The following is an 11,501-nucleotide window of genomic DNA, read 5'->3' on the forward strand; positions in this document are numbered from 1 at the left end:
GCTCAGCGGGCGCGGCGGCGCGAGGCCGGACGCTTGTCGCTGGGACGCTGCACCGGCTGACCTGCCTCGGCCGCGGCCACGGCGAGACCGACGCCATGGCCGGCGAGGGCGTCGACGAGGCTCAGGGCCGAGGCCTCCGGCGCGAGGACGTCGACCCGGAGGCCGTGCTCCTGCGCCGTCTTGGCCGTCGCCGGTCCGATGCACGCGACGACCGTTGCGGCGTGGGGCTTTCCGGCGATGCCGACGAGGTTGCGCACCGTCGAGCTCGACGTGAAGAGCACGGCGTCGTAGTCGCCGCCCTTGATCGCGTCGCGGATCGACGCGGCCGGCGGGGCTGCGCGCACCGTGCGGTAGGCCGTGACGTCGTCGACCTCCCAGCCCATGTCGCGGAGGCCGGCGACGAGCGTCTCCGTCGCGATGTCGGCGCGCGGCAGCAGCACCCGGTTGATCGGGTCGAGGACCTCGTCGAACTCGGGCCACGACTCGAGCAGGCCGGCAGCCGACTGCTCGCCGGAGGGCACGAGGTCGGGGTTGATGCCCCACTCGCGCAGGGCGGCGGCGGTGACCCCGCCGACGGCGGCGACCTTGAGGCCCGCGAAGGCCCGGGCGTCGAGCCCGAACTCCTCGAAGCGCTCGCGCACGGCGCGCACGGCGTTGACCGACGTGAAGCCGATCCACTCGTAGCGTCCGGTGACCAGGCCCTTGACGGCCTTCTCCATCTGCTGCGGCGTGCGCGGCGGCTCGACCGAGATGGTCGGCACGACGTCGGCCGTCGCGCCGTAGCCGGCGAGGCGGTCGACCATCGAGCCGGCCTGGGCCTGCGTGCGCGGCACGAGCACCTTCCAGCCGAAGAGCGGCTTGGACTCGAACCACGAGAACTCGTCACGGAGGCCGACGTTGGGCGACACGACCGCGAGCGACACCTGGAGCGGCTCCTTGCCGCCGAAGACCGAGTCCGCGTCGCCGAGAGTCGTCGCGACGGACGACTGCCGGACGGTGGTGCCGTATGCCGTCAGCGCCACGAGGGCGTCCGCCGGACGTCCCGCAGCACGCAGCGCGGCGAGGGCGACACGGATGCCCTCGGTGCCGCCGAGGAGCACGAGAGTGTCGGTGTCGGCGGCGTAGGCGGACCAGTCGATGCCGGAGCGGTCGACCCCGACGACGTGGACGGCGCCGGTGGACTTCGACGTCAGCGGCACGCCGGCATACGTCGGCCCGGCGGTGAGCGCCGAGACACCCGGCACGACGTCGTAGGTGATGCCGGCCTTGCGGCAGGCGCGCACCTCCTCGACGAGGCCGTTGAAGGTCGCGGGGTCGCCGTCCATGAGGCGCACGACGAGGCCGCCGGGGGCCACCGACTTCGCGGCCTTGACGACGAGCTTGGCGCGCACTGCGTGGGTGAGCTCCTGGCCCTGCTCGCCGTGGCCGGCGTCGATGATCTCGACGTCGGGACGGGCGTGCTCGAGCACGACGTCGTCACGGGCGATGCGGTCGAGGACCACGATGTCGGCGGCGGCGAGCAGGTCGCGGCCGCGGAGCGTCATGAGGCCGGGGTCGCCCGGGCCCGAGCCGACGAAGGCGACACGCGCCGGCGTCGTGGCGTGGGTGGGGGTCGATTCCGTCTGCTCTGACGGCTGGCGGGAAGGAGTCACGAAACTTGCTCCGGTTGGTGTGGGGCGTGGTCTGGGACGGGTCCAGCTGACGTGGCGACCTGGAGGTCGGCGGCGCCGTCCTCCAGCAGGATCCGGGCGAGGCGCGAGCCGAGGGCCTGCGGTTGGTCGTAGGGCCCGACGAGAGAGCGGCGCAGCTCGACGGAGCCGTCCTCTGAGCCGGCGAACGCGCGGAGCGACAGCTCGAGGCCCTCCTCCCCCTCGACGACCTCGGCGAGCGCCCCGACGGGTGCGGTGCAGCCGGCCTCGAGGGTCGACAGCAGCGAGCGCTCGGCCTCGACGCAGGCGCGGGTGTCGGGGTCGTCGAGCACGGAGACGGCGGCCACGACGTCGTCGCGGTCGGACCGGCACTCGACGGCGAGGGCGCCCTGACCGGGCGCGGGAAGCACCTGGATCGGGTCGATGACCTCGGTGGCCTCGTCGAGGCGGCCGAGCCGGGCGAGACCGGCGCGGGCGAGGACGACGCCGTCGAGCGCGCCCGAGGTGACGAACCCGATTCGGGTGTCGACGTTTCCGCGGATCGGACGGATCTCGATGCCCAGCCCCAGCGCGGCGATCTGGGCGGTGCGGCGCGGCGATCCGGTGCCGACGACCGAGCCTGCCGGCAGCTCGCCCAGCGTCAGGCCGTCGCGAGCCACGAGCACGTCACGGCTGTCCTCGCGCACCGGCACCGCAGCCACGACGAGCCCGGGCTCGGGCGTCGTCGGGAGGTCCTTGAGCGAGTGGACGGCGACGTCGATGTGACCGTCGAGCAGGGCGCGCCGGATGGCGGCGGCGAAGACGCCGGTGCCGCCGATGGCGGTGAGCAGCTCACCGGAGACGTCGCCCTCGGTCGTGATCTCGACGAGCTCGACCTCGTGACCGGCCTCGCGCAGCCGGTCTGCCACCCACCCGGACTGGGTGGTGGCGAGGGCCGAGCGGCGCGTGCCGAGACGCAGGGCGGTCATGGCTGGGCCCGCTTCGGCGGCGTGGAGACGTTGGCGACGTCCTTGGGCTCGAGGTCGAAGAGCTCGCGCAGGGCCGCGGCGTAGTCGTCGCCACTGCCCTCCATCGCGAACTCCTTGACCCGCATGGTCGGCGTGTGGAGCAGCTTCTCGACGATGCGGTGCACGGCGAGGCCGACCTCGGCGCGGGTCGTCTCGTCGAGTCCCGGCAGCCGCTGGTCGAGCCGGTCCATCTCCGTCGCGACGAGCGCGGCGGCGCGGGCCCGCAGGGCCGCGACGGTGGGCGCGACGGACTTCTCCATGCGCCGCGTCAGGTAGTCGGCGACCTCGCCGGTGACGAGCTCGCGCACGCGCACGACCTGGGTCGTGTCGGCGCGGCCCTCGAGCAGCAGCCCCAGCGACTGGAGGTCGACGAGCGACACCCCCGGCACGGCGTGCGGCCAGGAGACGACGGGCTCGACGTCGCGCGGGAGCGCGAGGTCGACGACGACCTGGGGCCGTCCGTCGCGGCGGGCCGAGCTGGCCGCGAGCATCTCGGCGGTGATGACGTGCCCGACGGCGCCGGTGCAGGTGATGACGAGGTCGCTCTCGGCGAGGACGTCCGACAGCTCCGTCCAGGGACGGGCCACGCCCGACGTCGCGGCCGCGAGGCGCTGTGCCCGTTCCGGCGTGCGGTTGACGATGGTGAGCGAGTCGACGCCCTGGCGGCGGGCGGTCGCGGCCGCCAGACCGCTCATCCCGCCGGCGCCGACCACCGCGGCCGAGACGTCGTCGAGCGGGCCGAGGATCGCGGCGGCCTCCTCGAGCGCGATCTGCACGAGCGAGACGCTGTGCTGGTCGATGTCGGTCTCGGTGTGGGCGCGCTTGCCGACGCGCAGGGCGCCCTGGAAGAGCGCGTTGAGCGACTCCCCCACCTGGTCGCGCCCCTGGGCCCCGGCGAGCGAGTCACGCATCTGGCCGAGGATCTGCGCCTCGCCGACGGCCATCGAGTCGAGTCCGCAGGCGACGGTGAACGCGTGGGCCACGGCGGCGTCGTCGTATCGGACGTAGAGGTGGTCGGCGAGCGCCTCGGCGCGGGCCGCGAGGGCGTCGGCCGGGTCGCCCGGCGGCAGCTCGGCGACGCGGCGCGCACCGTCGGGCTCCTCGATGCCCGCAGCGAGCGCGAGCGCCTCACCGATGGCCGCGACCGCGGGGTGGAAGGCCGGCACCGACGCGTAGACCTCGAGACGGTTGCACGTGGACAGCACGACCGCCTCGGTGGCCGTGGCCGAGCTGAGCACGGAGGCGGCGATGGCCTCGGCGCGGTCGGGGCGCTCGGACAGGGCTTCGAGCACCGCCAGCGGGGCGGTGTGGTGGGACAGGCCGATGACGAGGAGGCTCACGGGGCGGCCACCGCCGATCGGAGGTCGCCCGCCGCGAGGGACTTGCGCTGGGCGTGGAAGGCGAGGATCTGCAGCTCCGTCGAGAGGTCGACACGGCGCACGTCCACGCCGCTCGGCACGGAGAGCACGGCGGGTGCGAAGTTGAGGATCGAGCTGATGCCCGCGCCGACGAGGGCGTCGCACACCGCCTGGGCGGCGGGCGCCGGCGTCGCGATGACCCCGATGGCGATCGGGTCGACGGCGTGGTGCTCGGTGAGCTCGGCGAGCGGACGGATTGCCACTCCGACGATCCTCTCGTCGGCGAGGGCGGGGTCGTCGTCGTAGAGGCCGACGATGCGGAAGCCCTTGGTGACGAAGCCGGAGTAGGAGGCGAGCGCGTGCCCGAGGTTGCCCATCCCGACGATGGCGACGGGCCAGTCCTCGGTCAGCCCGAGGGCGCGGGAGATCTCGAGGGCGAGCGTCTCGACGTCGTAGCCGACGCCGCGCACCCCGTAGGAACCGAGGTGGCTGAGGTCCTTGCGCAGCTGCGCGGAGCGCACCCCGACCTCGGCCGCGAGCTCTTCCGACGAGACCGACAGGACGCCGTCCTCAGCGAGGCGCGAGAGCGTCCGGAGGTACTCGGGAAGCCGCGCGACGGTCGCGTCGGGGATCTCTCGACGCAGTGCTGGGTCGGCGGACACTCTTGCTCACCGGCTCCTCTCGAACGAGGCGTTCTCCCACACGTGGAGCACGTGGGGACCCGATCAGGCTAGACGTTTGTGAACCCATGCACAAAGTTGACTTCGACGGCCTACCACGGCATGGGATGCACCCGTGAGGCAGGTCACCGGAGTGCGGCACGCAGGCGCGCCTCGTCGACCCGCCAGAAGTCGTGGCGCCTCCCGTCGACGAACGTCACCGGGATCTGCTCGGCGTAGCGCCGCAGCAGCTCGGGGTCGTCGTCGACGGACTGCTCCTGCCAGCCCACCCCGAGCTCGCCCGTCACCCGCTCGACGACGGCCCGGGCCTCGTCGCACAGGTGGCAGCCGGCCCGGCCGAGCAGGACGACGCGCGGCGGGACCGACGCGGCGGGGTCGTCGTGACCGCCGGGAGCGTCGGTGGGCTGCTCGCTCGTCATGAGAACCACTGTAGGCACGCTCACGGAGCCACACGTCGGGTGCGCCACAAAACGTCGTCGGGGTCCCATGCCGGGGCGCATTCCGACAGACTGTCCGCAATGCGCGCGAACAGGACGTCGGCCCGCCGGCCCCCACCTGTCCCCGCACCGGGAAGGGCCTCGGCGCGGGTGTCGATGACGCCTGCCCGCCCGGCCGCCGCGGGCACGCTCCCAGCGCTCCTCGGGCCCACGGCATACGCCTTGCCGACCTGGCGCTCCGCGCTCGACGCGCTCTGGGCCGCCCTCGCCGACGAGGGAACGGACCGGGGCGCCCTGACCCGCTCCGGGCCCGGGCCGCGGCGCCACCCGGAGCGTGACGCCGACGAGCAGGCCCGCATCGCCGCGCTGGTCGAGCTCGCCCAGCGCGGTGACAAGGAGGCGTTCGCCCAGCTCTACGACGTCTACGTCGACACCGTCTTCCGCTACGTCCTCGTCCGGGTCGCCAACCGCGCGCTCGCCGAGGACCTCACGTCCGAGACCTTCCTGCGGGCGATGCGCCGCATCGACTCCTTCACGTGGCAGGGCAAGGACATCGCGGCGTGGTTCGTCACCATCGCGCGCAACCTCATCGCCGACCACGTGAAGTCGGCGAAGTTCCGCTTCGAGGTCGCGACCGCCGACATGCGCGACGCCGACGAGCGCGTCGACGCACCCGACACCGAGGTGCTCACGCGGCTGCGCGACGAGCGGCTCGTGTCGGCGATCAAGCAGCTCGGCTCCGACCAGGCCGAGTGCATCACCCTGCGCTTCCTCCAGGGCCTCAGCCTCGCCGACACGGCCAGGGTGCTCGACAAGTCCGAGGGTGCCGTCAAGCAGCTCCAGCTGCGGGCGACGCGGGCCCTGCGCAAGGCGCTCGACGGAGTCGAGCTGTGAGGCGCGTAACCCGACCGGCAGCGGTGTCGTTCTCATGGCGTAGGGACGGTGCGTGTGGGCCCGGACCGACGATCGGCGCGCCGACCGGTGCGACCGTGGACCGCGTGAACGCAGGTGGCGGGGTGGCAGCGACGACGGTGCTGCGGCCCCTGGCGAACGACCCGCACCACCCACCCCTCGCAGACCGTGGCGTATGCCGTGTCGCCGGCCCCCCGGGGCCGCCGGGTCGGGCGTGGGGTTCCTCCACCCCCTGACAGGTCGGCCGGCACGACGGGCGCGACCAGCACGACAGACCAGACCACAGGCCAGACGACGGACCAACGGACTCGAGAGACGAAGGAGGAGACATGGACCTCGGTGCGAACGCCGACGGCGAGCTCCTCCAGCGTGCCCTCGACGGCGAGCAGGTGTCAGAGCCCGGCATCCTCGAGCTCGTCGCCGTGCTGCACGCCGTCCAGTCGGTCGACCAGGCCGGCCTGGCGCCGCGGGCCGAGTTCGTGTCCGACCTGCGCGCCCGGCTGCTCGCCGACGACGCGACCGCCGTCGTGCCCGCCGTGCCGCTCGTGCCCCTCGACGGCGAGGCCGGCGGCCCCACGGACCCGACGCCGTCGGCCGACGAACGAGCCACAGAGGGTGACGGCCGCGACGCGGGCGGCACGGTGTCGGTGCTGCGCGTCGCGGCCGGGCCCCTGAAGTTCATCGCCGCCGCGGCCGCCAGCATCCTCGTCATCGGCGGTGCCCTGGGCTTCGCGTCCCGCTCGGCCGTCCCCGGCGACGCGCTCTACGGCGTCAAGGAGCTGCTCGACCGGGCCGCGGTCCAGCTGGCCGGCTCGCGGTACGACGAGGGCCTGACCTACCTCGACCAGGCGCAGGAGCACATCGCCGACGCCCGCGACCTCATCGACCGTGGCGCCCCCTCGACGCACGACCTCGACACCGCGTACGACGCCGCCACGGACGCCACGGGGCGGGCCCAGACGATCCTCATGGAGGTCTACCGCACGGAGCAGCGCGCCGATGCGCTGACCGAGCTGGCCGACTTCTACACCCGGGCCATTCCTCAGGTCGACGCGATGCGGCCTCGGGTGCCGGCCGGCTCCCTCGCGTCGTGGCAGCGCCTGCGCGACCTGCTCGGTGCGGGCCAGGTGGCGACGCTCAAGGAGCTGGCCGCCTGCGGCGTGTGCGGTGACCGGTCCGCCCAGGCGCGGCAGATCCTGGCCCGACTGCCCGGCGCGGTCCGGCCCAGCAGCCCGGTGAGCGGCACGTCCGCCCCGGGCAGCACGCCGGCCGGGCCCGGCGCCACGACCGGCCGGCCGGCGGGTTCGGCTCCGCGCCCACCGGTGGTCTCGGCGACGCTCGCCGGCGGTCTGCCGGCACCGGGCGTCACCGTCACGGGTGGCGTCACCCTTCCCGGCGGCACGATCAACCTGCCCGGCGTCAGGGCTACGAGCTCCTCGGTGGGCGTCGGCGGCGGCGGGGTCACGCTGCCCGGCGCCACGGTCAGCCTGCCGGGCGTGGGGATCACGTCCTCGACGATCGGCGTCGGCGGCGGTGGCGTCACGGTGCCCGGCGCGACCGTCCCCCTGCCGTCGGTGACCCTCGGTGTCCCCACGGTGCCGTTGCCGCTGCCGACGAAGATCCTGCCCTGACGCGGCCGGCCGAGGCGACCGGCCCAGGCGACCCGTCGCAGCACGCGGCGGCGGTGCCGCCACGACCCGGGGCCGGCGTCGGTCAGAGGAAGACGGACTTGCGCTGCATGAGCAGGCTGTAGAGCGTCTGCTGGATCGTCTCGCGCACCTGGTCGGTGAGGTCGAAGACGAGCATGGGGTCGTCGGCGGCGTCGGGACCGAAGCTCGTCGTCTCGATCGGCGGCCCGAACTCGATGAGCCACTTGCTCGGCAGCGGCACCAGGCCGAGCGGGCCGAGCAGCGGGAACGTCGGCGTGATCGGGGCGTAGGGCAGCCCCAGCAGCCGCGCGACCGCCGGCATGTTGCCGAGGATGGGGTAGATCTCCTCGGCCCCGACGATCGAGACCGGCACGATCGGCACGCCGGCACGCAGGGCCGCCGACACGAAGCCGCCGCGGCCGAAGCGTTGCAGCTTGTACCGCTCGCTGAACGGCTTGCCGACGCCCTTGAAGCCCTCTGGCCAGACCCCGACGAGGGCGCCGCCGCTGAGCAGCCGCTCGGCGTCGGAGTTGGCCGCGAGGGTCGTGCCGGAGCGGCGGGCCATGGTGCCGATGAACGGCATCTGGAAGACGAGGTCGGCGCCGAGCATCCGCAGGTGCCGGTTGCGCGGGTGCTCGTCGTAGACGGCCACCTGCGTCATGAGCGAGTCCATCGCGATGGTGCCGGAGTGGTTGCCCACGACGAGGGCTCCCCCGACGTCGGGGATGTTCTCGATGCCGCGCACCTCGACCCGGAACCACTTCTGGTAGAGCGGGCGCAGCAGCGGGAGGTGGACGTTGATCGTGTAGTCCTCGTCGAAGCCGAACTCGTCGACGACGTAGTCGCCCGTGAGCCGGCGCCGCAGGTAGGCGAGCGTCTCGGCGACCTGGCGCTCGACCTCCTCGGCGGGCATCCCGGCCGAGGTGGCGGCGGCCCGCAACACGTTGACGGCGAGCTCGACGAGCTCGGCGGGGCCGGGGCGGGACTCCGACGAGAACTCGGCACCCTCGAGCACCGCGCCGACGAGCTTCTCGGCCCGGGACTGCAGCCCTGAGGTCAGCGCGTGCTCCCGGGCACCGCCCTCGACAGCTGCCGTGTGCCGGGTGTCCGGCTCCGCCTCGAACGGCTCGTCGCGTGGGGGTGCCTCCTCGACGGGCGGGACGGCGCGCAGCCGCGCCGGCTCACCGGCCGCCGCACGACGCGGTGAACGCATCGAGGCCCGGCTCGGCCGGGTGCGCGGCGGCGTCGGCTCGGCGGGCAGGGTATCGGCGGGGTCGCCGCCGTCGGAGACGTCGACCGGCTCGTCGTGTGGGACCGGTGCGACGAGCTCGGCGGTTTCGACGCGTTCGACGGGTTCGGTGCCTGCCCGCGCGGTGTCGTCGTGCCCCGCGGCGCCGGCCCTCGTCGTCGTCGGGCGCGCCTCGGGCTCGGTCGGGCCCTCGGTCACGGCCGCCTCGATGACGTCGTCGGCGGCGGAGTCGGGGTTCGCGCCGGTCGCGAGGCGTCGGGCGGCGCTGACCTCGACCGGCGCCGTGGGGATGAGGGGGGTGCCGCTGCGTCGCCGGCGCTCACCGGAGGCCCGCGCCGCGCCCTTGGCGAAGGCACCGCGGGACGGGCGCACGGACGTCGAGGTGGCCTTGACGGGAGTCGCGACCGCGGGATCGGCAGCGGACGTCGACGCGGTCATCGTGGCGGTCGTGGTCGTGCCGGAGCCCGGCTCGGCCTTCTTCGGCGCGGCCGTCTTCGCTGAAGCCTTCTTCGCTGAGGCCTGCTGCGCTGAGGCCTGCTTCGTGCCGGGCTTCGCACCGGCCGCGGCCGACGCCTTCTTCGGGGACCCCTTCGCGGCAGCGGACGCCTTCGTCGCCTTCTTCTTCTTCGGGGACGATGTCCCGGGCGTCTGGGCCGGCGCCGGCCCGGACGTCGCCTGCGTGGTGTCGGCGGCCTTGCTCGGGTCGGCGGTCACGGCTGGATCCTGTCGAAGACGCGGGAGAGGGCTGCGGCGGTGCCACCGGCGGCGTCGCTGACGACCTCACCGACGCCCTCGACGCCGGGCACGGCGGGACGCAGGTGACGTGCGTAGTCCTCGTAGGCCTCGCGCGTGGTGAAGTGCGGTTCGAACTTCAGGACGGAGCGCATCCGCGTGGTGTCGAGCCCGCGGCCGAAGGCGAGGAAGGTCAGCTGGTCGGACGAGAAGTCGGCGAAGCCGCTGCGCTTGACGATGTTGCCGATGAGGCCGGCGGCCGAGAGCGGGACCGGGACGACCGGCCGACGGGCGATCGCGGTGCACTGGGTCACCGTCAGGAAGCCGTCGCCCGCGACGTTGACGATCCCGGCGGGCGGACCCGTGGTCGCGAGGATCATGGCCGCCGTCGCGTCGTCCTCGTGGATGAACTGGAACCGCGCGTCGTAGCCGAGCGGGATGGGCACGAGGGGCAGCGAGAAGTAGTCGGTGATGGCCGTGTGGATGCTCGGTCCCACGACGTTGGCCAGGCGCAGCATCGTGATCTCGACGTCGGGACGGCGCCGCGAGAAGCCGCGGACATAGCCCTCCACCTCGACGGAGTCCTTGCCGAAGCCGGTGCGCGGCAGCGTCTTGGGGTTCATGTCCTCGCTGAACATCGCGGGGTCGCGGGGCGAGGAGCCGTAGACGGCTGCGGAGGACTTCACGACGAGCCGCGAGACCGACTCGGACTTCTGGCACGCGGCGAGCAGCTGCATCGTGCCGATGACGTTGATCTCCTTCTGCGTCACGCGGCCGCCCGTGTCCTTCGGCGTCGCGATGACGTTCATGTGCACGACCGTGTCGACCTCGGCCTGCGCCATGATGCGCCCGATCATCGGGTTGCGGATGTCCGCGCGGACGAACTCGGCCCGACCGATGGAGTGCTTGGGCGGCACGACGTCGACGCCGAGGATGCGCTCGATCGAGGGGTCGGTCGAGAGCCGGCGGGCGTAGAGACCACCGAGGTAGCGGGACACCCCCGTGACCAGGACGACCTTGGCCATCGGCTCCTCCTGTCGTCGGTCGGTTGGGACGCGTCGTGCGCGGGCGCTGCCCGGGTGGGCCCGAGCCTGCGCGCACTGCGGAGGAGTTCTCGCTCCCCCGCTTTCGAAGCCTACCGAGAGCCTGCTGCATCCGTGCCCGGGCGCGGTGGCAGATGGCCCGATGTGTCGAGACTCTCGGCGGATTCCGGGGCCGGGAACGCGAACGACCCCCACCGATGGTGAGGGTCGAGAGCGTGCGGGGCGATGCCGCCGGTACCTGAGCTGGTCAGGTCACTTCTTGTTGCGACGCTGGTGACGCGTCTTGCGCAGCAGCTTGCGGTGCTTCTTCTTCGCCATCCGCTTGCGGCGCTTCTTGATGACAGAACCCATGTTTGTCCTTGTCGTGAGACTTGTCCTTGAACTGAGCTGGTGCCGACCTGCGTCGACACCCCTCGAGGAAGGGTAGGTCGAACTTCACGAGCCGAACAGGCTCACAGGGTAGCGCGTGCGGGGTCACTACCCCAAAAGCACACCAGTGCCCACCTGCGTGAACGCCGAGGGGGCGGCCGGACCGGGTGGTCGCGGCCGCCCCCTCGGGTGCGTGGTGACGCGTGCTGTCACGCGGTGTCGATGTAGGACGTCTGGAGGTACTTGTGCACCGCATCCTCCGGAACACGGAAGGAGCGGCCGACGCGTACGGCCGGAAGATCTCCGCCGTGGACGAGCCGGTAGACGGTCATCTTCGACACGCGCATGATCGAGGCGACCTCGGCGACGGTCAGAAACCGCACCTCGGCGAGCTGGCGCTCATTCGACATGTGTTA

The 11,501-nt window shown here is 73.2% G+C and carries 11 protein-coding genes; 2 read left to right on the forward strand and 9 right to left on the reverse strand.

Annotated features, from left to right (window positions below; all coding sequences use genetic code 11):
* Positions 1–2: 2 nt before the first annotated feature.
* The 5 genes from ASD90_RS18980 to ASD90_RS19000 all read right to left on the reverse strand — a co-directional run bounded on the left by ASD90_RS18980 (position 3) and on the right by ASD90_RS19000 (position 5,122).
* The gene (locus ASD90_RS18980) at positions 3–1,652 is read right to left on the reverse strand and encodes a bifunctional uroporphyrinogen-III C-methyltransferase/uroporphyrinogen-III synthase (protein WP_056759912.1); all 1,650 of its coding nucleotides are present in this window, start codon (positions 1,650–1,652) and stop codon (positions 3–5) included.
* The gene (gene hemC / locus ASD90_RS18985; RefSeq protein WP_056759914.1) at positions 1,649–2,617 is read right to left on the reverse strand and encodes a hydroxymethylbilane synthase; all 969 of its coding nucleotides are present in this window, start codon (positions 2,615–2,617) and stop codon (positions 1,649–1,651) included. The genes ASD90_RS18980 and hemC overlap by 4 nt, the downstream gene beginning before the upstream one ends.
* A complete protein-coding gene (gene hemA, locus ASD90_RS18990; protein ID WP_056759916.1) occupies positions 2,614–3,996 on the reverse strand; it encodes a glutamyl-tRNA reductase in 1,383 nt (460 codons plus the stop codon). Before hemA ends, hemC begins: the two co-directional genes overlap by 4 nt.
* The gene (locus ASD90_RS18995) at positions 3,993–4,676 is read right to left on the reverse strand and encodes a redox-sensing transcriptional repressor Rex (RefSeq protein ID WP_056759918.1); all 684 of its coding nucleotides are present in this window, start codon (positions 4,674–4,676) and stop codon (positions 3,993–3,995) included. The genes hemA and ASD90_RS18995 overlap by 4 nt, the downstream gene beginning before the upstream one ends.
* A 143-nt stretch (positions 4,677–4,819) precedes the next feature.
* Positions 4,820–5,122, reverse strand: a complete 303-nt coding sequence (locus tag ASD90_RS19000) for a glutaredoxin family protein (protein ID WP_082588867.1) — start codon at positions 5,120–5,122, stop codon at positions 4,820–4,822.
* A gap of 165 nt (positions 5,123–5,287) precedes the next feature.
* Here ASD90_RS19000 and ASD90_RS19005 point away from each other — a divergent pair, with 165 nt between their 5' ends.
* Together ASD90_RS19005 and ASD90_RS19010 are read left to right on the forward strand one after the other, a co-directional pair.
* A complete protein-coding gene (locus tag ASD90_RS19005; protein ID WP_056760292.1) occupies positions 5,288–6,025 on the forward strand; it encodes an RNA polymerase sigma factor in 738 nt (245 codons plus the stop codon).
* 347 nt (positions 6,026–6,372) lie between these two features.
* Positions 6,373–7,674 (forward strand): DUF5667 domain-containing protein, encoded by a 1,302-nt coding sequence (locus tag ASD90_RS19010; RefSeq protein ID WP_056759920.1) that lies wholly within the window; start codon positions 6,373–6,375, stop codon positions 7,672–7,674.
* A gap of 82 nt (positions 7,675–7,756) precedes the next feature.
* Here the strand turns inward: ASD90_RS19010 and ASD90_RS19015 are convergent, their stop codons facing one another.
* From ASD90_RS19015 to ASD90_RS19025, 4 genes are all read right to left on the reverse strand, one after another.
* The gene (locus ASD90_RS19015; RefSeq protein WP_056759922.1) at positions 7,757–9,655 is read right to left on the reverse strand and encodes a 1-acyl-sn-glycerol-3-phosphate acyltransferase; all 1,899 of its coding nucleotides are present in this window, start codon (positions 9,653–9,655) and stop codon (positions 7,757–7,759) included.
* Entirely contained in the window at positions 9,652–10,698 is a 1,047-nt protein-coding gene (locus ASD90_RS19020; RefSeq protein WP_056759924.1) for an NAD-dependent epimerase/dehydratase family protein, read from the reverse strand. Before ASD90_RS19020 ends, ASD90_RS19015 begins: the two co-directional genes overlap by 4 nt.
* A 270-nt stretch (positions 10,699–10,968) precedes the next feature.
* Positions 10,969–11,067 carry a 30S ribosomal protein bS22 gene (locus ASD90_RS23135; RefSeq protein ID WP_003792170.1) on the reverse strand — a complete coding sequence of 33 codons (99 nt, stop codon included), beginning with the start codon at positions 11,065–11,067 and terminating at the stop codon, positions 10,969–10,971.
* Between the two features lie 227 nt (positions 11,068–11,294).
* Complete coding sequence (locus tag ASD90_RS19025; RefSeq protein WP_020145054.1) at positions 11,295–11,495, reverse strand: helix-turn-helix domain-containing protein; 201 nt, start codon at positions 11,493–11,495, stop codon at positions 11,295–11,297.
* Between the last annotated feature and the right edge of the window lie 6 nt (positions 11,496–11,501).

Source organism: Terrabacter sp. Root181 (genome assembly GCF_001428505.1).
In the GTDB taxonomy this organism is placed as follows: Bacteria; Actinomycetota; Actinomycetes; order Actinomycetales; family Dermatophilaceae; genus Terrabacter.